At 64.3% G+C, this 23,397-nt stretch carries 22 protein-coding genes; 5 read left to right on the top strand and 17 right to left on the bottom strand.

Annotated features, from left to right (window positions below; genetic code table 11):
• Positions 1–2: 2 nt before the first annotated feature.
• The 6 genes from hscB to uvrB form a co-directional block, all read right to left on the bottom strand.
• Positions 3–521, bottom strand: coding sequence for a Fe-S protein assembly co-chaperone HscB (hscB, locus tag J2W36_RS11850; protein ID WP_307689915.1), 519 nt, complete (start codon positions 519–521; stop codon positions 3–5).
• A gap of 61 nt (positions 522–582) precedes the next feature.
• On the bottom strand, positions 583–906 hold the full coding sequence (gene iscA, locus J2W36_RS11845; RefSeq protein ID WP_187052488.1) for an iron-sulfur cluster assembly protein IscA: 324 nt from the start codon (positions 904–906) through the stop codon (positions 583–585).
• 1 nt (position 907) lies between these two features.
• Positions 908–1,330 carry a Fe-S cluster assembly scaffold IscU gene (gene iscU, locus J2W36_RS11840; protein WP_307689914.1) on the bottom strand — a complete coding sequence of 141 codons (423 nt, stop codon included), beginning with the start codon at positions 1,328–1,330 and terminating at the stop codon, positions 908–910.
• 39 nt (positions 1,331–1,369) lie between these two features.
• Positions 1,370–2,590 carry an IscS subfamily cysteine desulfurase gene (locus J2W36_RS11835; protein WP_307689913.1) on the bottom strand — a complete coding sequence of 407 codons (1,221 nt, stop codon included), beginning with the start codon at positions 2,588–2,590 and terminating at the stop codon, positions 1,370–1,372.
• An 84-nt stretch (positions 2,591–2,674) separates the two neighbouring features.
• Complete coding sequence (gene iscR, locus J2W36_RS11830) at positions 2,675–3,211, bottom strand: Fe-S cluster assembly transcriptional regulator IscR (protein WP_262074354.1); 537 nt, start codon at positions 3,209–3,211, stop codon at positions 2,675–2,677.
• Between the two features lie 247 nt (positions 3,212–3,458).
• Entirely contained in the window at positions 3,459–5,591 is a 2,133-nt protein-coding gene (uvrB, locus tag J2W36_RS11825; protein WP_307689912.1) for an excinuclease ABC subunit UvrB, read from the bottom strand.
• 136 nt (positions 5,592–5,727) lie between these two features.
• On the opposite strand from uvrB, the gene J2W36_RS11820 reads away from it, so the two are divergent.
• The 3 genes from J2W36_RS11820 (at position 5,728) to J2W36_RS11810 (ending at position 9,186) form a co-directional block, all read left to right on the top strand.
• Entirely contained in the window at positions 5,728–6,924 is a 1,197-nt protein-coding gene (locus tag J2W36_RS11820; protein WP_307689911.1) for an amino acid aminotransferase, read from the top strand.
• 98 nt (positions 6,925–7,022) lie between these two features.
• Positions 7,023–8,546 (top strand): polyhydroxyalkanoate depolymerase, encoded by a 1,524-nt coding sequence (locus J2W36_RS11815; protein ID WP_307689910.1) that lies wholly within the window; start codon positions 7,023–7,025, stop codon positions 8,544–8,546.
• Entirely contained in the window at positions 8,536–9,186 is a 651-nt protein-coding gene (locus J2W36_RS11810) for an RnfABCDGE type electron transport complex subunit B (RefSeq protein ID WP_307689909.1), read from the top strand. The genes J2W36_RS11815 and J2W36_RS11810 overlap by 11 nt, the downstream gene beginning before the upstream one ends.
• Positions 9,187–9,196: 10 nt before the next feature.
• On the opposite strand, the gene J2W36_RS11805 is transcribed toward J2W36_RS11810, so the two are convergent.
• From J2W36_RS11805 to scpA, 7 genes are read right to left on the bottom strand one after another with little or no spacing between them, the layout of a single operon-like run.
• Positions 9,197–9,679, bottom strand: coding sequence for a VOC family protein (locus J2W36_RS11805; RefSeq protein WP_307689959.1), 483 nt, complete (start codon positions 9,677–9,679; stop codon positions 9,197–9,199).
• 17 nt (positions 9,680–9,696) lie between these two features.
• Positions 9,697–10,743 (bottom strand): biotin synthase BioB, encoded by a 1,047-nt coding sequence (bioB, locus tag J2W36_RS11800; RefSeq protein ID WP_307689908.1) that lies wholly within the window; start codon positions 10,741–10,743, stop codon positions 9,697–9,699.
• The gene (locus tag J2W36_RS11795) at positions 10,743–12,791 is read right to left on the bottom strand and encodes an acetyl-CoA carboxylase biotin carboxylase subunit (protein ID WP_307689907.1); all 2,049 of its coding nucleotides are present in this window, start codon (positions 12,789–12,791) and stop codon (positions 10,743–10,745) included. The genes bioB and J2W36_RS11795 overlap by 1 nt, the downstream gene beginning before the upstream one ends.
• A 17-nt stretch (positions 12,792–12,808) precedes the next feature.
• Positions 12,809–14,341, bottom strand: coding sequence for an acyl-CoA carboxylase subunit beta (locus tag J2W36_RS11790; protein ID WP_307689906.1), 1,533 nt, complete (start codon positions 14,339–14,341; stop codon positions 12,809–12,811).
• Between the two features lie 9 nt (positions 14,342–14,350).
• Positions 14,351–15,466 carry a methylmalonyl Co-A mutase-associated GTPase MeaB gene (gene meaB / locus J2W36_RS11785; protein ID WP_370869303.1) on the bottom strand — a complete coding sequence of 372 codons (1,116 nt, stop codon included), beginning with the start codon at positions 15,464–15,466 and terminating at the stop codon, positions 14,351–14,353.
• Positions 15,436–15,909, bottom strand: a complete 474-nt coding sequence (locus tag J2W36_RS11780; RefSeq protein ID WP_307689905.1) for a GNAT family N-acetyltransferase — start codon at positions 15,907–15,909, stop codon at positions 15,436–15,438. The genes meaB and J2W36_RS11780 overlap by 31 nt, the downstream gene beginning before the upstream one ends.
• Positions 15,906–18,077, bottom strand: coding sequence for a methylmalonyl-CoA mutase (gene scpA, locus J2W36_RS11775; RefSeq protein ID WP_307689904.1), 2,172 nt, complete (start codon positions 18,075–18,077; stop codon positions 15,906–15,908). Before scpA ends, J2W36_RS11780 begins: the two co-directional genes overlap by 4 nt.
• A 105-nt stretch (positions 18,078–18,182) precedes the next feature.
• Between scpA and J2W36_RS11770 the strand changes: the two genes are divergently transcribed.
• The gene (locus J2W36_RS11770; protein ID WP_307689903.1) at positions 18,183–18,830 is read left to right on the top strand and encodes a GntR family transcriptional regulator; all 648 of its coding nucleotides are present in this window, start codon (positions 18,183–18,185) and stop codon (positions 18,828–18,830) included.
• 21 nt (positions 18,831–18,851) lie between these two features.
• Here J2W36_RS11770 and dusA read toward each other — a convergent pair whose 3' ends face one another.
• Together dusA and J2W36_RS11760 are read right to left on the bottom strand one after the other, a co-directional pair.
• Complete coding sequence (gene dusA / locus J2W36_RS11765; RefSeq protein ID WP_307689902.1) at positions 18,852–19,841, bottom strand: tRNA dihydrouridine(20/20a) synthase DusA; 990 nt, start codon at positions 19,839–19,841, stop codon at positions 18,852–18,854.
• 73 nt (positions 19,842–19,914) lie between these two features.
• The gene (locus tag J2W36_RS11760; RefSeq protein ID WP_307689901.1) at positions 19,915–20,139 is read right to left on the bottom strand and encodes a hypothetical protein; all 225 of its coding nucleotides are present in this window, start codon (positions 20,137–20,139) and stop codon (positions 19,915–19,917) included.
• A gap of 261 nt (positions 20,140–20,400) precedes the next feature.
• Between J2W36_RS11760 and J2W36_RS11755 the strand changes: the two genes are divergently transcribed.
• Entirely contained in the window at positions 20,401–20,805 is a 405-nt protein-coding gene (locus tag J2W36_RS11755) for a hypothetical protein (RefSeq protein ID WP_307689900.1), read from the top strand.
• A 19-nt stretch (positions 20,806–20,824) separates the two neighbouring features.
• Here the strand turns inward: J2W36_RS11755 and J2W36_RS11750 are convergent, their stop codons facing one another.
• Both J2W36_RS11750 and phbB read right to left on the bottom strand, forming a co-directional pair.
• Entirely contained in the window at positions 20,825–22,516 is a 1,692-nt protein-coding gene (locus J2W36_RS11750; protein WP_307689899.1) for a cation:proton antiporter domain-containing protein, read from the bottom strand.
• A gap of 120 nt (positions 22,517–22,636) precedes the next feature.
• The gene (gene phbB, locus J2W36_RS11745; RefSeq protein WP_307689898.1) at positions 22,637–23,374 is read right to left on the bottom strand and encodes an acetoacetyl-CoA reductase; all 738 of its coding nucleotides are present in this window, start codon (positions 23,372–23,374) and stop codon (positions 22,637–22,639) included.
• Between the last annotated feature and the right edge of the window lie 23 nt (positions 23,375–23,397).

Below are 23,397 nucleotides of genomic sequence, written 5' to 3'. Positions count from 1 at the left end.
GCCTATTGTCCCCACTGATCGGATTTTTTTTCGATGTCCTGCGCAAAGCGCTCGATGAACATGAGGGCTCTGACCTGCTGCGCGGCCGCCTGAAAATCGCCCTTTTCATCGATCAGCCAGTCGAGCGATGACAGCGAGCGGGTGCGCGCCGCATCGACCTCGGCCTGCAGCGCATCGACCGCCGCCATGGAGGCTGCATCGTCCAGCGCTTCACGCCATTCCATCTGCTGCATCAGGAAAGCGCCCGGCATCGCCGTGTTGACCTCTGCGTCGACGGGTGCGCCATGGAGCTCGCACAGGTAGCTGGCGCGCTGGACAGGGTCTTTCAGCCGCTGGTACGCCTCGTTGATGCGCACCGACCACTGCATGGCAATGCGTTGTGCCGCCGCGCCCTGCGAGGCGAAGCGATCGGGATGCGCCTCGCGCTGGAGCTCCTTCCAGCGGGCGTCCAGCATGCTGCGCTCCTGTGCAAAGGTGGCAGGCACTGCGAACAGTTCGAAGTCGGTGTCTTGAAGGTTCATGGCATGAAAAAACCGCCAGCACATGACATGGTGGCGGCTGGTGACGCGGACAAGCGCAACGTCAGATTCTGAAACTCTCTCCGCAACCGCAACGGTCGCGTTCGTTCGGGTTGATGAACTTGAAGCCCTCATTGAGGCCTTCGCGCACGAAGTCGAGCTGCGTGCCGTCGATGTACGCCAGGCTTTTCGGGTCGACCAACACCTTCACGCCGCGGTCTTCGAAGACCACGTCCTCCGGTGCGAACTCGTCCACGTACTCGAGCTTGTAGGCCAGGCCCGAGCAGCCAGTGGTCTTGACGCCCAGCCGCACGCCCACGCCCTTGCCCCGTTTGCCGAGGTACCGGTTGACGTGGCGCGCAGCAGCGTCGGTGAGCGTCACTGCCATGTCAGTGGACCGCTTCGGCAGCAGCCGACGCGCCGACCGCGCCGCCATGCTTCTGCTTGTAGTCGTTGACCGCGGCCTTGATGGCGTCCTCGGCCAGGATCGAGCAATGGATCTTGACAGGAGGCAGCGCCAGCTCTTCGGCGATCTGTGCATTCTTGAGTGCAGCCGCTTCGTCGAGCGTCTTGCCCTTGACCCACTCGGTGACGAGCGAGGAAGAAGCGATCGCCGAACCGCAACCGTACGTCTTGAAGCGTGCGTCTTCAATCACACCCGTTTCTGGGTTGACCTTGATCTGCAGCTTCATCACGTCGCCACACGCCGGTGCGCCGACCATGCCGGTGCCCACCGAGTCGTCGCCCTTTTCGAACGAGCCGACGTTGCGGGGATTTTCGTAATGGTCAATGACCTTGGGAGAGTAAGCCATGGGATACCTCTTGTCGAATAGGAAATCAGGAAGCCGGGCTCAGTGAGCCGACCATTGAATGGTGCTGATGTCGATGCCGTCCTTGAACATCTCCCACAGCGGGCTGAGCTCACGCAGCTTGGCGACGTTGTGCTTGATGGTGGAGACCGCGTAGTCGATCTCTTCTTCGGTCGTGAAGCGGCCGATGGTCATGCGCAGGCTGCTGTGCGCCAGTTCGTCACTGCGGCCCAGGGCGCGCAACACGTAGCTGGGTTCCAGGCTGGCCGACGTGCAAGCCGAGCCGCTGGAAACGGCCAAGCCCTTGATGCCCATGATCAGCGACTCGCCCTCGACGTAGTTGAAGCTGATGTTCAGGTTGTGCGGCACACGGCGCTCGAGGTCGCCGTTGACGAACACCTGTTCCACTTCTTTCAAGCCGTCGAGCAGACGCTTCTGCAACGCAGACGCCTTGGCGAGGTCGCTCCTCATCTCCAGGCGAGCGATGCGGAAGGCCTCGCCCATGCCGACGATCTGGTGCGTGGGCAGCGTGCCCGAACGCATGCCGCGTTCGTGACCACCGCCGTGCATCTGCGCTTCCAGCCGCACGCGGGGCTTGCGGCGCACGTACAGGGCGCCGATGCCCTTGGGGCCGTAGGTCTTGTGCGAGGCGAGGCTCATCAGGTCGATGGGCAGCACCTTGACGTCGATGTCGACCTTGCCGGTCGCCTGCGCCGCATCGACGTGGAAGATCACGCCATGTTCGCGGCACAGGTTGCCCAGCGCCACCACATCCTGGATCACGCCAATCTCGTTGTTCACGAACATGACGCTCGCCAGGATGGTGTCCGGACGTATCGCGGCCTTGAACTTCTCCAGGTCGAGCAAGCCGTCTTCCTGCACGTCGAGGTAGGTCACCTCGAAGCCCTGGCGTTCCAGCTCGCGCATGGTGTCGAGCACGGCCTTGTGTTCGGTCTTGACCGTGATCAGGTGCTTGCCCTTGCCCTTGTAGAACTGGGCAGCACCCTTGATCGCAAGGTTGTTGGACTCGGTGGCACCCGACGTCCAGACGATCTCGCGCGGATCGGCGCCAATCAGGTCGGCAACGTCGACGCGGGCCTTTTCGACAGCCTCTTCCGCTTCCCAGCCCCAGGCATGACTGCGCGAAGCGGGATTGCCGAAGTGCTCGCGCAACCAGGGAATCATTGCGTCGACGACGCGAGGATCAACTGGCGTGGTGGCGCCGTAGTCGAGATAGATCGGGAAATGAGGAGTGACGTCCATGGCTGGCTCTGTCTGCTTGAGGTTTTGTATATCGTGGGATCGAGTCGGACCGGCTTGATGGCGCCCGAGGGCGCCGGGCTTCAGTCAGGACTTGGCAAAGGCGTTGCCCAGCGCGAACACCGAGTTCGGCGCATTCACGCGAATCGGCTTGACCACCGGCTGCGCCGAAATGGCCCGCTTGACCGCCGGTTTGTTTTCGATCTGCACGCCCTTGGCGATCTGATCGTCGACCAGCTTTTGCAACGTGACGGAGTCCAGGAACTCGACCATGCGCTGGTTCAGCGATGCCCACAGCTCGTGCGTCATGCAGCGACCGGCCTCGCCCAGGCAGTTTTCCTTGCCGCCGCAATGCGTGGCATCGATCGGCTCGTCGACCGACACGATGATGTCGGCCACGGTGATGTCCGCCGCCTTGCGGCCCAGGCTGTACCCGCCGCCGGGGCCACGGGTGGATTCGACCAGTTCATGGCGGCGCAGCTTGCCGAACAGCTGTTCGAGATAGGACAGCGAGATCTGCTGGCGTTGGCTGATCGCCGCCAACGTGACCGGACCGGTGTTCTGACGCAGTGCCAGATCGATCATGGCGGTGACCGCAAAACGGCCTTTGGTAGTGAGACGCATCGCAAGCTCCTTATGTGCTTCGTTACTTTGACACCTCGGCTGAAGCCAGGTGGCGTGCTCTCCGCCCTTGTCCGGCCCCCTCTGCGGGGTGTATGCCGGCCCTTCATCGCGAAGTTATTTTTGTTGTTGAGTGTTTCGGTCAAGTATAACAGAAAGCCCCTCGGCGTGCTCGGGTAAACCCGGCGGCGCAACGAGGGGCCTGCATGCGAGCCCGAAGAGGCCGCACCGGTCGCGCTGGCTGTGGCACTCAGCCCCGCACATCTCCCGTCGGCAGAACGGCGATGTTGTCACCACCGGCTCCGCCGAACGCCTGCTCGCGCAGCAGCGCAAGTTGGTCGCGCACCCGCCCGGCCTTCTCGAACTCCAGATTGCGCGCATGTTCGAGCATCAGCTTCTCCAGGCGCTTGATCTCGCGCGCGACGTCCTTCTCGCTCATGTCCTCAACCTTGGCGCGCTCCAGCTCCAGCTTGGCCATTTCCTTGCCGGTTTTCTCGCTGTACACGCCATCGATGAGGTCGCGCACCTTCTTGACGATGCTGCGCGGCGTGATGCCATTCGCCTCGTTGTGTGCAATCTGCTTGACGCGGCGGCGCTCGGTCTCGCCGATGGCCTTCTTCATCGAGTCGGTCATGCGGTCTGCATACAGGATGGCGCGACCATTGAGGTTGCGTGCAGCGCGGCCAATGGTCTGGATCAGCGAGCGCTCGGCGCGCAGGAAGCCTTCCTTGTCCGCATCCAGGATGGCCACCAGCGACACCTCCGGAATGTCCAGGCCTTCGCGCAGCAGGTTGATGCCCACCAGCACGTCGAAGGTGCCCAGGCGCAGGTCGCGCAGGATCTCCACCCGTTCCACCGTGTCGACGTCGCTGTGCAGGTAGCGCACCTTCACGCCGTTGTCGCCCAGGTAATCGGTGAGCTGCTCGGCCATGCGCTTGGTCAGCGTGGTGATCAGCACGCGCTCGTTCTTGTCGACGCGGATGCGGATCTCCTGCAGCACGTCGTCGACCTGGTGCGTGGCCGGGCGCACTTCGACCACCGGATCGACCAGACCGGTCGGCCGGACCAACTGCTCGACAACATTGCCCGCATGGTCGATTTCGTACTGCGCGGGTGTGGCCGAGACGAAGATGCACTGACGCATGCGCCGCTCGAATTCCTCGAACTTCAACGGCCGGTTGTCCATGGCCGACGGCAGCCGAAAGCCGTATTCGACGAGGGTGGTCTTGCGTGCGCGGTCGCCGCTGTACATGCCGTTGAGCTGGCCGATCATCTGATGGCTCTCATCGAGGAACATGATTGCGTCCTTCGGCAGGTAGTCAGTCAGCGTGGCCGGCGGGTCGCCCGGCGCGGCACCCGACAGATGCCGCGAGTAGTTCTCGATGCCCTTGCAGTGGCCAATCTCGGCGAGCATCTCCAGGTCGAAACGGGTGCGCTGCTCCAGCCGCTGGGCCTCGACCAGCTTGCCCTGTCCGACGAATTCCTTGAGCCGATCCGCCAGCTCGAGCTTGATGGTGTCCACCGCGGTGAGCACCTTGTCGCGCGGCGTCACATAGTGACTCGACGGGTAGACCGTGAAACGCGGAATCTTCTGGCGGATGCGACCGGTCAGCGGGTCGAAGAGCTGCAGCGTCTCGATCTCGTCGTCGAAGAGTTCGATGCGGATGGCCAGTTCGCTGTGCTCAGCCGGGAACACGTCGATGGTGTCACCGCGCACCCGAAAGGTGCCGCGCGAGAAATCCTGCTCGTTGCGCGTGTACTGCATGCGGATCAGCCGCCCGATCACGTCCCGCTGGCCGATCTTGTCGCCCACCCGCATGATGAAACGCATCTGCGTGTAGTCCTCGGGCGTGCCGATGCCGTAGATGGCGCTCACCGTGGCGACGATCACCGTGTCGCGCCGCTCCAGCACGCTCTTGGTTGCCGACAGGCGCATCTGCTCGATGTGCTCGTTGATCGAGCTGTCCTTCTCGATGAACAGGTCGCGCTGCGGGACGTAGGCCTCGGGCTGGTAGTAGTCGTAGTAGCTGACGAAGTACTCGACCGCATTCTTGGGGAAGAACTCGCGGAACTCGCTGTAGAGCTGCGCTGCGAGCGTCTTGTTGGGCGCGAACACGATCGCCGGCCGGCCGAGGCGGGCGATGACGTTCGCCATGGTGTAGGTCTTGCCCGAACCGGTCACGCCCAGCAGGGTCTGGAACACTTCACCGTTTTCGACGCCCTCGACCAGGCCTTCGATGGCCGTGGGTTGATCACCGGCCGGCGGGTATGGCTGGTAAAGCTCGAACGGTGAGCCGGGGTACTTGACAAAGTGCCCCTCCTTGACGGCGCCGTCGGTGTCGGCGGGCGAAGAACCGGGAATGACTTCAGAGATTTCGGGCATAGACTGTTGCGTACCAGTTGGCGTGCCGTCGGTAAAATTCAAGGCAACCCGAAAGCCTAATACAGCTTTGGGGCCAGAGCCAGAGGCGGGGTTCTCTTTCTCCGCCGGCGATCCGATTCATCCTGAGGACTTTTTCATGTCTATGTTCACCGCCGTCGAGATGGCGCCGCGCGACCCCATTCTTGGTCTCAACGAGCAATATGCCGCCGACGGCAATCCCCACAAAGTCAACCTCGGCGTCGGCGTCTATTACGACGATAACGGCAAACTGCCGCTGCTTGAATGCGTGAAGGCAGCCGAAGAAGACATGATGAAGACACCAAGCGCACGCGGCTACCTGCCGATCGATGGCATCGCCGCCTATGACAACGCCGTCAAGGGCCTGGTTTTCGGCGCGGACAGCGAACCCGTCACCTCAGGTCGTGTGGCCACCGTCCAGGCGATCGGCGGCACCGGCGGCCTGAAGGTCGGTGCCGACTTCCTGAAGAAGTTGAGCCCCGATGCCACCGTGCTCATCAGCGACCCGAGTTGGGAAAACCATCGCGCGCTGTTCACCAGCGCGGGTTTCAAGGTCGAAAGCTACCCCTACTACGATGCAGAACGCCGCGGCGTGAACTTCGACGGCATGCTCGCTGCACTGAACGCCGCCGCTGCGGGCACCATCGTCGTGCTGCACGCCTGCTGCCACAACCCGACCGGCTACGACATCACCGCCGCCCAGTGGGACCAGGTGGTCGACGTGGTCAAGGCCAAGCAGCTCACCGCCTTCCTCGACATGGCCTACCAAGGCTTTGGCCACGGGATTGCCGAAGACGGCGCGGTGATCGGCAAGTTCGTGGACGCAGGCCTGACGTTTTTCGTCTCGACCTCGTTTTCCAAGAGTTTCAGCCTGTACGGCGAACGCGTAGGCGCTCTGTCGGTGCTGTGCGCGAGCAAGGAAGAAGCGGGCCGGGTCCTCTCGCAGCTGAAGATCGCGATCCGCACCAACTACAGCAACCCGCCGATCCACGGTGGCGCCGTGGTGGCCGCCGTGCTCAACGACCCCGCCCGCCGTGCGGTCTGGGAAAAGGAACTGGGCGAGATGCGCGCGCGCATCAAGGCCATGCGCCAGAAGTTCGTCGATGGACTGAAGGCAGCAGGGGTGAAGGAAGACATGAGCTTCATCACCACGCAGATCGGCATGTTCAGCTACTCGGGTCTCACCAAGGACCAGATGGTGCGCCTGCGCAACGAATTTGGCGTGTACGGCACCGACACCGGCCGCATGTGCGTGGCAGCGCTCAACAGCAAGAACATCGATTACGTCTGCCAAAGTGTCGCCAAGGTGATGTAAGTCTGCACGGATGTAGGGGTGTGCCCCTACATCCGTGACGCAATCTGCCGATATATTGCAGCGCAGCAATTCAAACCAACGCGCGAACGGAAAATCCGATGCTCTACCAGCTCTACGAAACCCAGCGGTCTCTCATGGAGCCGTTCACCGACTTCGCTCAGGCGGCTTCCAAGCTCTACAACAACAGCATTTCGCCTCTGGCGCAGACGCCGCTGGCCCAGCGCATGGCCGCAGGTTACGACCTGCTCTACCGTCTGGGCAAAGATTACGAAAAGCCGGAATTCGGGATCAAGACCGTGCAGGTCGGCGACACCGAAGTGGTGATCCACGAGGCCATTGCCATCGACAAGCCCTTCTGCCAGCTGCGCCGCTTCAAGCGCTTCACAGACGAGCCGGCAACGCTCGAACTGCTCAAGAAACAACCCGTGGTGCTGATCGTGGCCCCCCTGTCGGGCCACTACGCCACCCTGCTGCGCGATACCGTCCGTACCATGCTGCGCGACCACAAGGTCTACATCACCGACTGGAAGAACGCGCGTATCGTGCCGGTGTCCGATGGCAAATTCCACCTCGACGACTACATCCACTACGTCGAGGATTTCATCCGTCACCTGCAAAACGAGTACGGCAACTGCCACGTCGTGAGCGTATGCCAGCCCACCGTACCGGTGCTGGCGGCCGTCTCGCTGATGGCCAGCCGCGGCGAACAGACGCCCCTGTCGATGACCATGATGGGCGGCCCGATCGATGCACGCAAGTCGCCGACCGCAGTGAACAACCTGGCCACGACCAAGGGCTATGAGTGGTTCGAGAACAACGTGATCTACCCGGTACCAGCGAATTTCCCTGGCGCGGGCCGTCGCGTCTACCCGGGCTTTCTGCAGCACACCGGCTTCGTCGCCATGAACCCCGACCGGCACGCGACGAGCCACTACGATTATTTCAAGGACCTCATCAAGGGTGACGACGCCAGCGTCGAGGCCCACCGCAAGTTCTATGACGAGTACAACGCCGTGCTCGACATGGACGCCGACTACTACCTCGACACGATCCGTGCCGTCTTCCAGGACTTTCTGTTGGTCAATGGCACCTGGGATGTGAAGAGCGCCGACGGTACCTTGGAACGCGTAAAGCCCGAGGACATCCACGCCACCGCATTGCTCACCGTCGAAGGCGAGCTCGACGACATTTCCGGCTCGGGCCAGACCCAGGCAGCGCACGACCTGTGCGTCGGCATTCCGGCCGGCAGCCACGAACACCTCGAGGCCAAGGGCGCAGGGCACTATGGCATCTTCAGCGGTCGCCGCTGGCGCGACGTGGTGTATCCGAAGGTGCGCGAATTCATTGAAGCACACGATGCCGCACAAACGCGCGCACTTGCCGCCGTGCCTGCAGGCGCAGCCGAAGTCCCATCCACAGCCACCGATGCGGTCGTCGATGTGGTCGTCGATGCGCCGCTGCCCGAAGCAGCCGCCCCCCAAGCTGCAAAGCGCGCCGCCCGCAAGACCCCGGTGGGCCGCGCAGCCAAGCCTGCAACGGTGGCCGCAGTTCCGGTGGCTGCGGCGCGCAAGCAAGCTGTGCGCAAGACCGCGACCGCCGCGGCCAAACGGAGTGCAGGCTAAGGCCCTTGCGCCGGCGCGGGCGGCGCTGGCTGCACGCCTGGACGACGCCTTGCCGCAAACGCAGTGCACGCGCTGCGGCTACCCTGACTGCCGAAGCTACGCCGAAGCCATTGCCGACCAGGGTGCCGCCATCAACCGCTGTCCGCCCGGAGGCGCTGAAGGCATTGCACGCCTGGCGCAGCTGAGCGGTCAACCCGTCACCGCGCTCGACGACCGCTGCGGCGCCGAAGGCCCCCGCAAGATGGCGGTCATCGACGAAGCCTGGTGCATCGGCTGCACGCTGTGCCTGGACGCCTGCCCCACGGATGCGATCCTGGGCATGAACAAGCGCATGCACACGGTCATCGAGGCGCACTGCACGGGCTGCGAGCTGTGCATTCCGGTTTGCCCCGTCGATTGCATTGCGCTCGAAGACGTGACACCGGGCCGAAGCGGATGGCAGGCCTGGTCGGCACCGCAGGCCGATGCGGCGCGCCGGCGCTATGGCCTGCACCAGGAGCGTCTGCGCATCAAGGCCGCATCGCCCGAGCTGCCTGCTGTTGCTGCGCCCGCCGAGGCCGAAGGCCGCAAGCGCTCCATCGTCGAGGCGGCACTCGCGCGGGCGCGGGCCAGTGCAGCCGCCCGGACGACCAAGCCCTGAGCGTTTCGAGCTAAGCCGGGCGAGCCGCCAGCGCGGCGAACGCCGTGACCACTTCAGGTGGGGCCTGCACCAGCTCGATCAGCACGCCCTCGCCCGAAATTGGAAATTCCTCGTTCGCCTTCGGATGCAGGAAGCAAATATCGAAGCCGGCCGCGCCCTGGCGGATGCCGCCAGGCGCGAAGCGCACGCCTTGCGCCGTCAACCATTCAACCGCCTTCGGCAAGTCGTCGATCCACAGGCCCACGTGATTGAGCGGCGTGGCATGCACCGCAGGCTTCTTGTCCGGGTCGAGTGGCTGCATCAGGTCGACCTCGACCTTGAACGGCCCGACGCCCATGGCGCAGATGTCCTCATCGACGTTCTCGCGCTCGCTCCTGAACGTGCCCGTGACCTCGAGTCCGAGCATGTCGACCCACAGTTTTTGCAGGCGCAGCTTGTCAGGGCCACCGATGGCGATCTGCTGGATGCCAAGGACCTTGAACGGACGCGCCATCGACATTGCGGTCATCTTCAGGCTCCCGCAGCCGCGTGACCGTGCAGGTCGTGCGGCTCGGTGCTGGTCGTGCGATGGCCGTTGAGTCCCAGCTTGGCCAGCAGTTGCACGTCGGCCTCCACGTCGGGGTTACCGGTGACCAGCAGCTTGTCGCCATAAAAGATCGAGTTGGCGCCCGCCATGAAGCACAGTGCCTGCACCGCATCGCCCATCTGCTGGCGGCCCGCAGAGAGCCGCACCCGTGCCTTGGGCATCGTGATGCGCGCCACGGCGATCACGCGCACGAAGTCGAAAGGGTCGATCGGTGCGCTGTCCGCCAGCGGCGTGCCGGGCACCCGTACCAGGCTGTTGATCGGCACCGATTCGGGGTACGGCTGCAAGTTGGCCAGCTGCGCGATGAGGCCCGCGCGATGCACCGGCGCCTCGCCCATGCCGACGATGCCACCGCAGCACACGCTGATACCGGCGCTGCGCACATGCTGCAGGGTGTCGAGCCGGTCCTGGTAGGCGCGCGTGCTCACCACGTCGGTGTAGTACTCGGGTGCGGTGTCGAGGTTGTGGTTGTAGTAATCGAGCCCGGCATCCTTGAGCGCCGTGGCCTGGTGCGACTCGAGCATGCCCAGCGTCGCGCAGGTTTGCAAACCCAGGCCCTTCACCGCACCGATGAGCTCTGCGACTTTTTCGATGTCACGGTCCTTTGGCGCGCGCCATGCCGCACCCATGCAGAAGCGGGTGGCACCGGCATCCTTGGCCGCCTGGGCGGCGCGCACGACCTCATCGACCGCCATCAGCTTCTCGGCCTTCACGCCGGTGTCGAACTCTGCCGCCTGCGGACAGTAGCCGCAGTTCTCGGGGCAACCGCCGGTCTTGACCGACAGCAACGTGGCCAGTTCGATCGTCCCTTCCGGCCAATGCTGGCGATGCACCGTCTGCGCCTCGAAAAGCAGATCCATCAGCGGCTTGTCGAGCAGCGCCTGGATCGCCTCGATCGTCCAGTCGCCCTGCGGCACAACCACCTTGGTCGGCCGGTGAATCGTCACGGCCTGCATGTCATTGGCACCCATCAATTGAACTCCAGAATGATTTGGTCGACCGCGAGCGACTCGCCCTTGGCAGCGGAAACCTTGCCGACCACGCCGTCCTGCGTGGCGAACAACACATTCTCCATTTTCATCGCTTCGATCACGGCCAGCTTCTCGCCAGCCTGCACCTGCTGCCCTGGCTGCACCGACACCTCGACCAGCAGGCCCGGCATCGGCGACATGAGGAACTTGCTCAGGTCCGGCGGCGCCTTGTAGGGCATCAGCTTCTGCAGCCGCGCACCCAGCGGCGACAACACCATCGCGTCTATCTGCGTGCCGTTGTGCGACACGCGCAGGGCCAGCGGGTTCTTGCCGGAGCCGCGTTCGACCTGGGCAACGAACGGCCTGTTGTTCACCAGCCCCTCGATGCGAACAGCACCCAGCGACGCGCTGCTGGCGATCTGGTAGCTCTTGTCGCCCACCTGCACGGTGCTCGCACCCGTCGCGCCCTTGAAGTCGGTCACCGACACCGGCGTGTGCTGGTGCTCGCCCTTCGCATCGAGCGTGACCACCACGAACTGCTCGGCGATCTTCACGCCGTGCCCTTCGAGCTGCCCGCTGATGCCCGATGCGCGAGCGCGGTAGCGGCGGTTCATGAAGGCAGCGAGCGCGACCAGAAAGCTGGGGTCGTCGTGCGGCACGTTCTCCGCATGGAAGCCCTGACCGTAGTGCTCGGCGATGAAGCCGGTGTTGAAGTCACCGGCGACGAACTTCGGGTGCGCGAGCAGCGCCGCCTGGAACGGGATGTTGCTGCTGACGCCGCGGATCACGAAGCCGTTGAGCGCCTCTCGCATCAACGCGATCGCATGCGCCCGGTCCTTCCCATGCACGATCAGCTTGGCGATCATCGAGTCGTAGAACATCGGGATCTCGCCGCCGTCGTACACGCCGGTATCCACGCGCACGCCGTACAGGTGCTCGGTGTCGGCCGAGAACATGGTCTCCTTCGGCGGCTGGAACTTCACCAGGCGCCCGGTCGACGGCAGGAAGTTGCGGAACGGGTCCTCGGCGTTGATGCGGCACTCGATGGCCCAGCCTTCGCGCTTCACATCCGCCTGCTTGAACGGCAACGGCTCACCGGCCGCCACGCGGATCATCAGCTCGACGAGATCGAGGCCGGTGATGCACTCGGTGACCGGGTGTTCCACCTGCAGCCGCGTGTTCATCTCCAGGAAGTAGAAGTCCTGGTCCTTGCCCACGACGAACTCGACGGTGCCGGCCGACTGGTATTGCACGGCCTTGGCCAGCGCCACGGCCTGCTCGCCCATCGCCTTGCGCGTCGCGTCGCTGATGAAGGGGGACGGAGCCTCCTCGATCACCTTCTGGTGGCGCCGCTGGATCGAGCATTCGCGCTCATTCAGGTAGATGACGTTGCCCTGCGAATCGCCGAGCACCTGGATCTCGATGTGGCGCGGCTCCTGCACGAACTTCTCGATGAAGATGCGGTCGTCGCCGAAGGAGTTGCGCGCCTCGTTCTGGCAGGCCGTGAAGCCCTCGAGCGCCTCCTTGTCGTTGAAGGCCACGCGCAGGCCCTTGCCGCCACCGCCGGCCGAGGCCTTGATCATCACCGGGTAACCGATGTCCTTGGCGATCTGCACCGCCCGCTCGGCCGATTCGATGGCTTCGTTCCAGCCCGGGATCGTGTTGACCTTGGCGTCGTTCGCGAGCTTCTTGGACGCGATCTTGTCGCCCATCGCCGCGATCGAGTAGTGCTTGGGTCCGATGAAGACGATGCCCTCTTCTTCCACCTTGCGCGCGAAGGCCTCGTTCTCCGACAGGAAGCCGTAGCCCGGGTGCACGGCCTCGGCACCGGTCTTCTTGCACGCGGCGATGATGCGTTCGGCCTGCAGGTAGCTGTCGCGGCTGGCCGATCCGCCAATGTGCACGGCCTCGTCGGCGAGCTCCACATGGCGCGCGTCCTTGTCGGCATCGGAATAGACGGCGACCGTGAGGATGCCCATCTTCTTAGCGGTCTTGATGACGCGGCAGGCGATTTCGCCGCGGTTGGCAATCAGGATCTTCTTGAACATGTTCTTGTTCTCCGGGCTCAAAGTGGGATGTTCCCGTGCTTGCGCCACGGGTTCTCGAGCTTCTTCTCGCGCAGCATGACGAGCGAACGGCAGATGCGCTTGCGTGTCTCGCTCGGCAGGATCACGTCGTCGATGTAGCCGCGCGTGCTCGCCACGTACGGGTTCGCGAAGCGGGCCTTGTACTCGGCCTCTCGCGCAGCCAGCTTCTCAGGGTCGTTCTTGTCTTCGCGGAAGATGATCTCGACCGCGCCCTTGGCGCCCATCACAGCGATCTCGGCGCGCGGCCACGCCAGGTTGACGTCGCCACGCAGGTGCTTGGACGCCATCACGTCGTACGCACCGCCATAGGCCTTGCGCGTGATGACGGTGATCTTCGGCACGGTGCATTCGGCGTAGGCATAGAGCAGCTTGGCGCCGTGCTTGATGATGCCGCCGTACTCCTGCGACGTACCGGGCATGAAGCCGGGCACGTCGACGAAGGTGATGACGGGGATGTTGAACGCGTCGCAGAAGCGCACGAAGCGCGCCGCCTTGATCGAGCTCTTGATGTCCAGGCAGCCGGCCAGCACCAGCGGCTGGTTGGCCACGATGCCCACGCTCTGGCCTTCCATGCGCGCAAAGCCGATCACGATGTTCTTCGCGTAGTCGGGCTGCAGCTCGAAGAAGTCGCCGTCGTCGACCACCTTGGTGATCAGCTCCTTCATGTCGTAGGGCTTGTTGGGGTTCTCGGGCACCAGCGTGTCGAGCGACAGGTCGGCGCGGTCGGCCGGGTCGCCGCTCGGACGCACGGGTGGCTTCTCGCGGTTGTTGAGCGGCAGGTAGTTGTAGAGGCGGCGCAGCATCATCAGCGCCTCGACATCGTTCTCGAAGGCCATGTCGGCCACGCCGCTCTTGGTGGTGTGCGTGATCGCGCCGCCCAGCTCCTCGGCCGTCACGTCCTCGTGCGTCACGGTCTTCACCACCTCAGGGCCGGTGACGAACATGTACGAGCTGTCGCGCACCATGAAGATGAAGTCGGTCATCGCAGGCGAGTACACCGCACCGCCCGCGCACGGGCCCATGATCATGCTGATCTGTGGCACGACGCCGCTGGCCATCACGTTGCGCTGGAACACGTCGGCATAGCCGCCGAGCGAGGCCACGCCTTCCTGGATGCGGGCACCGCCCGAATCGTTGAGGCCGATGACCGGTGCGCCGACCTTCATGGCCTGGTCCATCACCTTGCAGATCTTCTCGGCATGCGCTTCGCTGAGCGCCCCGCCGAACACGGTGAAGTCCTGGATGAAGATGAAGACCAGGCGGCCGTTGATCATCCCGTAGCCGGTGACCACGCCGTCGCCCGGGATCTTGGTGTCGGCCATGCCGAAGTCGACCGAGCGGTGCTCGACGAACATGTCCCACTCCTCGAAGGTGCCGTCGTCGAGCAGCAGCTCGATGCGCTCACGCGCCGTCAGCTTGCCCTTCTTGTGCTGCGCGTCGATGCGCTTCTGTCCACCGCCGAGGCGCGCCTGGGCGCGTCGTTGTTCGAGTTGTTCGAGGATTTCTTTCATGGCATTCGATCAGGAAGATGAATCGGAAGGGGTCTCGGAATGAATGGCTTGCGCCGCTTGCGCGGCGAGCAGATGGCGTGCGGCGGTCGATGCCGGCAGGCGGCCCGCCGCCACCTGGGCGATGGTGTCGGGCAGCAGCGCGCGCACGGCGGGGTGCTGGCGGAAGGCCTGCTTCAGGCCGGCGTCGATGCGTTCCCACATCCACGACAGCGCCTGCTTCTCGCGGCGCGTGGCGCGCCTGCCGTTGGCGTCCTGCAGCTGCTTGAAGCGCATGACGGATACCCAGAAGGCATCGACGCCCGTGCCCAGCAGCGCGCTCAGCTGCATCACCTGCGGTTGCCAGAAACGGACTTCGGCTTCTGGCGAGCCGGGCTCGGCATGCGCAGCCTTCAGCATCTCGGCATGCGCCGGGTTGCCGTGGTGACCGAAGAGCCGCAGCGCCGACGTGATCTGCGCCTGCGCGCGCGTGGCGGCGTCGCGGTCGAGGTCGGCCTTGTTGATGACCACCAGGTCGGCGATCTCCATCACGCCCTTCTTGATGGCCTGCAGGTCGTCGCCGGCGTTCGGCAGCTGCATCAGCACGAACATGTCGGTCATGCCGGCCACCGCCGTTTCGCTCTGGCCGACGCCCACCGTCTCGACGATGACGACGTCGTAGCCCGCCGCCTCGCACACCAGCATCGCCTCGCGCGTCTTCTCGGCCACGCCGCCCAGCGTGCCGCTCGACGGGCTGGGACGGATGTACGCGTTCTCGTGCACCGACAGCCGTTCCATGCGCGTCTTGTCGCCGAGGATGGAGCCACCGGAGACGGTTGACGACGGGTCGATGGTGAGCACCGCGACGCGGTGGCCTTGCTCGATGAGGTACAGACCGAGCGTTTCGATGAAGGTCGACTTGCCCACACCCGGCACGCCCGAGATGCCGAGTCGGAACGACCGCCCGGTGTGCGGCAGCAACGCGGTCAGCAGCGCGTCCGCTTGCGTGCGGTGATCGGCGCGCGTCGATTCGAGCAAGGTGATCGCCTTGGCGATCGCACGGCGCTGCGCCATGTCGCTCGAACCGACGATCGCCGCTTCGAGCGCAGTGGCCGAATTCAGCACGTCGCCTCCGCGGCGACCTGCCATCGGTAGTGCAGGTCCACACCCTCCCCGCCTTCGAGCACGAAGCCGTGCCGCAGGTAGAAGCGGTTGGCTTCGCTCTGCACCAGGGCTGTGAGCGTGATGTCGCGCTTCTGGTTGCGCGCCTGGGCCTTCGCCCAGCGCATGACCCATTCGCCGATGCCACGGCCCTGGAAGCCGGTGCGCAGGTAGAGATGATCGAGACGCAAGGCGTCCGGACTTTCGGGCTTGAGCGTGACGAAGCCGACACGCTGTTCCCCGTCGATGACGATGTGGTGCATGAACGGCACCACGAAGCCGGCACTCAGCCGCTCGCGCGAACGTGCCGGGTCGAAGCGCCCGACGCGCTCCAGACTGGGACGCATCGCGTCCACACGCAACGCCAGCAGGTCCTCGAAGTCGCCGGAATCCACCGGCTGCAGCGACAGCCGCGACAGGAGATCGCTCACGCTGCGTCTTTGGCTGCGACCGACGCGCGGATCTGTTCCAGCACGTCCTTGGCACTCGCGGGGATCGGCGTGCCCGGGCCGTAGATACCCTTCACGCCCGCCTCGTACAGCATCTCGTAGTCGCCGCGCGGGATCACCCCGCCGACGAAGACGATGATGTCGTCGGCGCCCTGCTTCTTCAGCTCCTCGATGATCGCGGGCACGAGCGTCTTGTGGCCGGCCGCGAGCGTGCTCACGCCGACCGCATGCACGTCGTTCTCGATGGCTTGGCGCGCGCACTCCTCCGGCGTCTGGAACAACGGCCCCATGTCGACGTCGAAGCCGAGGTCGGCAAAAGCGGTGGCGACCACCTTGGCGCCGCGGTCGTGCCCGTCCTGCCCCAGCTTGGAGATCATCACGCGCGGACGGCGGCCTTGTTCTTCGGCAAAAGCGGTGATTTCGTGCTGCAGCGCCTCCCAGCCTTCGGCCGAGTCGTAGGCCGCGGCGTAGACGCCGGTGACCTTCTGCGTGTCGGCGCGGTGACGGCCATAGACCTTCTCGAGCGCGTCGCTGATCTCGCCGACGGTGGCGCGCAGGCGCACCGCGTCGATGCTCAGCGCGAGCAGGTTGCCTTCGCCGCTTTCGGCGGCGGCGGTCAGCGCATCGAGTGCCGCTTGCGTGGCCACAGTGTCGCGCGTTTCGCGAATGGCCTTGAGCTTGGCGATCTGCCCGTCGCGCACTTTCATGTTGTCGATCGACAGGCTCTCGATCGCGTCCTCGGTCTTGAGCTTGTACTTGTTGACGCCCACGATCACGTCGCGGCCCGAGTCGATGCGCGCCTGCTTGTCGGCCGCAGCCGCCTCGATCTTGAGCTTGGCCCAGCCGCTGTCCACAGCCTTGGTCATACCGCCCATCGCCTCGACCTCTTCGATGATGGTCCACGCCGCATCGGCCATGTCCTGCGTGAGCTTCTCCATCATGTAGCTGCCGGCCCAGGGGTCGATCACGCTGGTGATGTGGGTCTCTTCCTGGATGATGAGTTGCGTGTTGCGCGCGATGCGCGAGCTGAACTCGGTCGGCAGCGCGATGGCCTCGTCGAGCGCGTTGGTGTGCAACGACTGCGTGCCGCCGAACACCGCGGCCATCGCCTCGATGGTCGTGCGCACCACGTTGTTGTACGGGTCCTGCTCGGTCAGCGACCAGCCCGAGGTCTGGCAGTGGGTGCGCAGCATCAGGCTCTTGGGGTTCTTCGGCTCGAACGCCTTCATGATCCGGCACCACAGCAGGCGCGCGGCGCGCATCTTGGCGACTTCCAGGTAGAAGTTCATGCCGATGGCCCAGAAGAAGCTCAGCCGGCCTGCGAACACGTCCACGTCGAGGCCCTTGGCCAGCGCGGTCTTCACGTATTCCTTGCCGTCGGCCAGCGTGAAGGCCAGCTCCAGCGCCTGGTTGGCGCCGGCTTCCTGCATGTGGTAGCCGCTGATGCTGATCGAGTTGAACTTCGGCATCTTCTGCGCCGTGTACTCGATGATGTCGCCGATGATCCGCATGCTCGGCGCGGGCGGGAAGATGTAGGTGTTGCGGACCATGAACTCCTTGAGGATGTCGTTCTGGATGGTCCCGCTCAGCTGGTCCTGCGCCACGCCCTGCTCTTCGGCCGCGACGACATAGCCGGCCAGCACCGGCAGCACGGCGCCGTTCATCGTCATCGACACGGAGACCTTGTCGAGCGGGATCTGGTCGAACAGGATCTTCATGTCCTCGACCGAGTCAATCGCCACACCGGCCTTGCCGACGTCGCCGGTCACGCGCGGGTGGTCGCTGTCGTAGCCGCGGTGGGTGGCCAAGTCGAACGCGACCGACACACCCTGTCCGCCGGCGGCGAGCGCCTTGCGATAGAAGGCGTTGGACTCCTCTGCCGTCGAGAAGCCGGCGTACTGGCGGATGGTCCACGGCCGCACCGCGTACATCGTGGCCTGCGGGCCGCGCAGGTAGGGCTCGAAGCCCGGCAGCGTGTCCGTGTACTTCAGGCCTTCGAGGTCGGCCGCAGTGTAGAGCGGCTTGACGGTGATGCCGTCGGGCGTGCGCCAGTTCAGCGCCTCGAGGTTGCCGCCGGGCGCGGACTTGGCCGCGGCCTTCGTCCATGCCGCCAGGTCAGCGGGCTTGAAGGTGGGTTCGGGAATGCTCATGGCTTCGCGGACGCGGCGGTCCGCGCTCGTCTCGGTGTTGGTTTCAGCGAGTCTAACCATCCATAATTATTAATTCAAACGAAATTTATGCGGTACATTCGCGCCATGTCCGCCGCCACCCTCACGCCTCGCGCCCTCTACGAAGAGGTTGCCGAACTGCTGCGCCAGCGTATCTTCAGCCGCGAGCTCGAGCCCGGCAGCTGGATCGACGAGATGAAGATCGCCGAGCAGTACGGCATCAGCCGCACCCCCTTGCGCGAAGCCCTCAAGGTGCTCGCAGCCGAAGGCTTGGTGACAATGAAGGTGCGCCGCGGCGCCTATGTGACGGAGGTGTCGCAGCAGGACCTCTCCGACGTCTACCACCTGCTCGCGCTGCTGGAGTCCGACGCGGCCGGCGTGGTGGCCGAGCGCGCGACCGAGGCGCAGTTGCACACGCTGCAGATGCTGCACGCCGAGCTGGAAGCCGCCGCCATTCCGGGCCAGGTCGACCGCGAACACTTCTTCGCGATCAACGAGCGCTTCCACATGCAACTGCTCGCGATTGCCAACAATCGATGGCGCGACCAGATGGTGGCCGACCTGCGCAAGGTGATGAAGCTCAACCGCCACAACTCGCTGCTGAAATCAGGGCGGATCGGGGAATCGCTCAAGGAGCACCGCGCCATCATGGCTGCGCTGCAGGCGCGTGACGCAGACATGGCAATGGCACGCATGCGCGCCCATTTTGCGAGCGGACTGGAAGCGGCCAACTGACAGGTTGGCCCTGCGCTGCGTTCAGGCAGCCATTTCAGCAGGTTCGTGCGCGAGCGCCATCACGGCGTGCGGATCCTTGCCCTTGAGCCGGTGATCGCTCCACACCTGCCGCCAGCGCCGCGCCCCTGCAAGTCCGTTGCGCAGGCCCAGCATGTGACGCGCCACGTTGGACCACGGCGTGCCATGCGCAGCGGCTTCGCGGACCATGTAGTCGCACATCTGCGCCTCGATGCCTTCGCGCGTGAGTTCGCGCTGCGGCTCGCCGAAAAAGGAAGCATCCCATTCGGCCAGCCACCAGGGGTTATGGTAAGCCTCGCGCCCCACCATCACACCGTCGAGCAGCCGCAACTGGTCATGCACCTGCGCCGTCTGCGCGATGCCGCCGTTGATCGAGAAGCGCAGCGCCGGAAAGTCATGCTTGAGCCGGTGCACCAGCTCGTAGCGCAGCGGGGGCACCTCACGGTTCTGCTTGGGCGACAGGCCCTTGAGCCAGGCATTGCGCGCATGGACGATGAAGGTTTGGCACCCCGCCTCGCTCACCGTGCCGACGAAGTCGCGCACGAAGTCATAGCTCTCGGTCTTGTCGATGCCGATGCGGTGCTTGACCGTGACTGGCACATCGACCGCATCGACCATCGCTTTCACGCAGTCAGCCACCAGTTGCGGTTCGGCCATCAGGCAGGCACCGAAAGCGCCACGCTGGACCCGCTCGCTCGGGCAGCCGCAGTTGATGTTGATTTCGTCGTAGCCCCACGCTTGGCCGAGCTTGGCGCAATGCGCAAGATCGGCCGGCTCGCTGCCGCCCAGCTGAAGCGCAATGGGATGCTCTTCGCCATTGAAACGCAGGTGCCGCGGGACGTCGCCATGAATGAGCGCGCCGGTGGTGACCATCTCGGTGTAGAGCAGCGCGCGTTGCGTGAGCAGGCGGTGGAAGAAGCGGCAATGCCTGTCCGTCCAATCCATCATGGGGGCGACGGAAACGCGGTCGGCTGCGTAGGGAATCGATGTCATGGACGGTCATTTTCCCTCAGGCGGGAGCCGATTGTGCGTGCAGGGTGGAGGCGACGGCTGCGCGTCGGCGGGTTCAGCAGCCTCGGGGACCGTTCGTGCCAGCCATGCGGCGCAAGGTCCCCATGCCTTCGAGCAGCGCGGTGCGGTAGTTCGCATGCGGCCGTTCTCCCGCAGCCAGCGGCAGATAGGGCTGTGTCGCCTGGAGGTCCGGCGGCGACTGGGTTTCCATCAGCAGCCAATGAAACTCACCCTGCTCCAGTTCGTGCACAGTGAGGGCGAGGGTGCGCAATGCAGGCATGGATGGTGGCAGCTTCGCGAGAACGCTCTTGGTTGGGGAACCCCGATCCTAGGGGATTGACCCTGTCAGGGTGTCACGAAAATTTCACAAGTTGCCAGACATGGCTGGACGCAACACGGCTGGCAAAACATTGCGTTTCAAATGTTTGAGTTTTGCGACAGGCGATTCCTCCCCTCCTCTCACATCTTCTTCCTACAAAAAGCGAGTCATGCAGGTTTTAGCCTGAAAGCCTTGGCAACAAGCCAGCGCCCTGGAAACTCCATGAAACACTTCGTCCTCGAGCCCCGCATGACCGCCACTCTCGGCGGTGCGTTCTACCCCACGGGCTATTCATTCGTCATGTTCGCCGACGCCAATGACGCGCGGAAGATCGCTCAAGCCCTCTCCGAGCAAAGTGTGGGTGAGGATGAGATCTATCTGCTTTCTCCTGAAACGGTTCTGGCACAGATCAGCCCGACGGTGGTCGATGCCGACGACCCGTTGCCCTCTGCGGGCACCGAGGGCGCGACCGTTCGCGCCTACACCAAGCTCGCGCGGGACGGCCACACAGGTCTTCTGGTGAAAACCGACGACGAGAAAGATGCCAATCGCATGATGGACATCGTCAGGGCCGTGCCGTTTTCCATCGCGCAACGTTACCGCATGCTGGTGATCGAAGACCTCTGACGGCGACTGCCCGGCGCGTTCAGGCGAGGGTGGCGCGCTTGAGTACGTCGCGCACCATGGCGTGTGCGAGCTCATGCTCGCCGACAAAGACGGTGGCGTCGACTTCTTGCGTGAGCAAGCGCGCTTCTGCTTCGTTGTGGCAGCGAATCACCGTCTGGATCGCAGGATTCAATGTCCGCGCGGCGTCGATCATCTGGCGCACGTTGAGGGTATCGGGCGTTGCGATCACCAGTACCCTGGCACGTGCGATGTGCGCCTGGATGAGTACGACCGGATCGGCTGCATCACCCCAGACGGCGGCGATTCCTTCTGCACGCAGCTTTTCCACCAGTTCCCGGTTTTGCTCGGCGACCACATACGGAATGTCCTGGGCTGCGAGCTCGCTTGCAATGCGCCGGCCGACCCTGCCGTAGCCGACCAGAACAACCTGGCGCGACAGATACTTCGCCTCGGTTCCCATGGGCAGCTCCGCCAGCGGGTCATCGCGCGCAGCGAGCGAACGGGCGAATCTCGAATGCGCATGAAGCCACTTCTGCAGCGGCGAAATCAAGCTGAACCAAAGCGGATTGGTGGCAATCGAGATCAGCGCGCCCGCCAGCACCAGACTCTGGGCCTCGGGTGGCAACAGTTTGAGCGACACCCCCAGGCCGATCAGGATGAAAGAGAACTCGCCAATCTGCGCCAGGCTGGCGCTGACCGTCAGCGCGGTCCCCAGCGGGTACCGGAAGGCCAGCACCAGCGCGCAGGCCGCGATCGACTTGCCCACGACGATGACCAGCACCACCGCCAGCACCTGGAGCGGACGCTCGATCAGCACGGAAGGATCGAACAGCATGCCGACCGACACGAAGAACAGCACGGCGAAGGCGTCGCGCAACGGCAGCGATTCTTCCGCAGCCCGATGGCTGAATTCCGACTCCCGCATGACCATCCCGGCGAAGAAGGCACCGAGCGCAAAGGACACCCCGAACAGCGCAGCAGAAGCGAATGCAATGCTCACCGCCGCCGCGACCACGCAAAGGGTGAAGAGTTCGCGCGAACCCGTGCGGGTGACCTGCCACAGGATCCAGGGGAAAAAACGCCGCCCGACCACCAGCATCAACGCAATGAACCCGCCGACCTGCAGCATCGTGAGCCCCAGTGTCTGCCAGAGGCTCCACACGTCGGCACCGTCGGCCTGACCACCGAGCACGCCGGCCAATGGCGGCAGCAACACGAGCACCAGCACCATTGCCAGATCTTCGACCACGAGCCAGCCGATGGCGATGCGCCCGATGTAGGTATCCACCAAGCCAAGGCTTTCCAGCGCACGCAACAGCACCACCGTGCTGGCCACCGAGAGCGCCAGCCCGAACACCAGGCTCGCGCCCGGACTCCAGCCCCACCAATGCGCCAACGCACCGCCGAGCGCCGTGGCAACGCCGATTTGCACCAGCGCACCCGGCACCGCCATCTTGCGCACGGCCAACAGATCGTCGAGCGAAAAATGCAGACCGACCCCGAACATCAGCAGCATCACGCCGATTTCGGCGAGTTGGGAAGCAATCTCCGCGTCGGCAACGAAGCCCGGCGTGAACGGCCCGATGATCACGCCCGCCAGCAGGTAGCCCACCAACGCAGGCAAGCGTACGCGCACGGCAAAAAAACCGAGCACGAGCGCCAGCCCGAGGCCCGCGGCGATGGTGTTGATCAGAGAAACGCTGTGCGGCATCCGGGGGCTTGCAAAAAGATGGGAGGGAGAAGACCACTTTAGCGCCCAGAACCTCCCGGAATACGACAGGCATGAAAAAACCCGCCGAAGCGGGTCGATTCCAGGCCGCGGAGCTGCCGCTCAGTGCATGTGCAAGCCACCGTTGACCGAAAAATCGGCGCCCGTCGAATACCCGCCTTCGTCCGTGGCCAGCCACGAGATGATGGAGGCGATCTCACTGGGCTTGCCCAGACGCTTGACCGGGATCGTCGCGATGATCTTGTCGAGCACTTCCTGACGAATTGCGTTGACCATGTCGGTGCCAATGTAGCCAGGGCTCACCGTGTTCACAGTCACGCCCTTGTTGGCGAGTTCCTGGGCCAACGCCATCGTAAAGCCGTGCATGCCGGCCTTGGCCGCCGAGTAGTTGGTCTGGCCGGCCTGGCCCTTGGCGCCATTGACCGAGCTGATGTTGATGATGCGGCCCCACCCCTTTTCCACCATATCGCCCACCACCTGCTTGGTGACGTTGAACATGCTGTTCAGGTTGGTCTCGATGACCGCGCTCCAGTCCTCGGGCGTCATCTTGAGGAACATGCGATCGCGCGTGATGCCCGCGTTGTTCACCAGCACGTCGATGGTTCCATGCTCGCTCTTGGCCTTGCCGAAAGCTTCGACGGTGGAGTTCCAGTCACCGACATTGCCCACCGACGCATGGAACTCGAAACCCTGTTCCTTTTGCTCACCCAACCACTTGCTGAAGTCGCGGGTCGGGCCGCAGCCGGCGATCACGGTGAAGCCGTCCTTGTGCAGACGTTGGCAGATGGCGGTTCCGATGCCACCCATGCCGCCCGTCACGTAAGCCACTTTTTTGCTCATGAATTTTCCTTCAAATTGACATT

The organism is Variovorax ginsengisoli (assembly GCF_030811835.1).
Taxonomy (GTDB): Bacteria; Pseudomonadota; Gammaproteobacteria; order Burkholderiales; family Burkholderiaceae_C; genus Variovorax; species Variovorax ginsengisoli_C.
The sequence above is the reverse complement of the archived record's forward strand: the minus strand, read 5'-3'. Positions and strand labels throughout refer to the sequence as shown.

Excerpts from the sequence above, each read along its gene's own strand:
- iscR (WP_262074354.1), bottom strand. The coding sequence starts at position 3,211 with ATGCGTCTCACTACCAAAGGCCGTTTTGCGGTCACCGCCATGATCGAT.
- iscA (WP_187052488.1), bottom strand. The coding sequence starts at position 906 with ATGGCAGTGACGCTCACCGACGCTGCTGCGCGCCACGTCAACCGGTAC.
- J2W36_RS11760 (WP_307689901.1), bottom strand. The coding sequence starts at position 20,139 with ATGCCTGCATTGCGCACCCTCGCCCTCACTGTGCACGAACTGGAGCAG.
- hscB (WP_307689915.1), bottom strand. The coding sequence starts at position 521 with ATGAACCTTCAAGACACCGACTTCGAACTGTTCGCAGTGCCTGCCACC.
- J2W36_RS11835 (WP_307689913.1), bottom strand. The coding sequence starts at position 2,590 with ATGGACGTCACTCCTCATTTCCCGATCTATCTCGACTACGGCGCCACC.
- dusA (WP_307689902.1), bottom strand. The coding sequence starts at position 19,841 with ATGACATCGATTCCCTACGCAGCCGACCGCGTTTCCGTCGCCCCCATG.
- J2W36_RS11815 (WP_307689910.1), top strand. The coding sequence starts at position 7,023 with ATGCTCTACCAGCTCTACGAAACCCAGCGGTCTCTCATGGAGCCGTTC.
- uvrB (WP_307689912.1), bottom strand. The coding sequence starts at position 5,591 with ATGCCCGAAATCTCTGAAGTCATTCCCGGTTCTTCGCCCGCCGACACC.
- J2W36_RS11755 (WP_307689900.1), top strand. The coding sequence starts at position 20,401 with ATGAAACACTTCGTCCTCGAGCCCCGCATGACCGCCACTCTCGGCGGT.
- J2W36_RS11750 (WP_307689899.1), bottom strand. The coding sequence starts at position 22,516 with ATGCCGCACAGCGTTTCTCTGATCAACACCATCGCCGCGGGCCTCGGG.
- phbB (WP_307689898.1), bottom strand. The coding sequence starts at position 23,374 with ATGAGCAAAAAAGTGGCTTACGTGACGGGCGGCATGGGTGGCATCGGA.
- J2W36_RS11770 (WP_307689903.1), top strand. The coding sequence starts at position 18,183 with ATGTCCGCCGCCACCCTCACGCCTCGCGCCCTCTACGAAGAGGTTGCC.
- J2W36_RS11820 (WP_307689911.1), top strand. The coding sequence starts at position 5,728 with ATGTCTATGTTCACCGCCGTCGAGATGGCGCCGCGCGACCCCATTCTT.
- J2W36_RS11805 (WP_307689959.1), bottom strand. The coding sequence starts at position 9,679 with ATGGCGCGTCCGTTCAAGGTCCTTGGCATCCAGCAGATCGCCATCGGT.
- meaB (WP_370869303.1), bottom strand. The coding sequence starts at position 15,466 with ATGGCAGGTCGCCGCGGAGGCGACGTGCTGAATTCGGCCACTGCGCTC.
- J2W36_RS11790 (WP_307689906.1), bottom strand. The coding sequence starts at position 14,341 with ATGAAAGAAATCCTCGAACAACTCGAACAACGACGCGCCCAGGCGCGC.
- J2W36_RS11795 (WP_307689907.1), bottom strand. The coding sequence starts at position 12,791 with ATGTTCAAGAAGATCCTGATTGCCAACCGCGGCGAAATCGCCTGCCGC.
- scpA (WP_307689904.1), bottom strand. The coding sequence starts at position 18,077 with ATGAGCATTCCCGAACCCACCTTCAAGCCCGCTGACCTGGCGGCATGG.
- iscU (WP_307689914.1), bottom strand. The coding sequence starts at position 1,330 with ATGGCTTACTCTCCCAAGGTCATTGACCATTACGAAAATCCCCGCAAC.
- bioB (WP_307689908.1), bottom strand. The coding sequence starts at position 10,743 with ATGGGTGCCAATGACATGCAGGCCGTGACGATTCACCGGCCGACCAAG.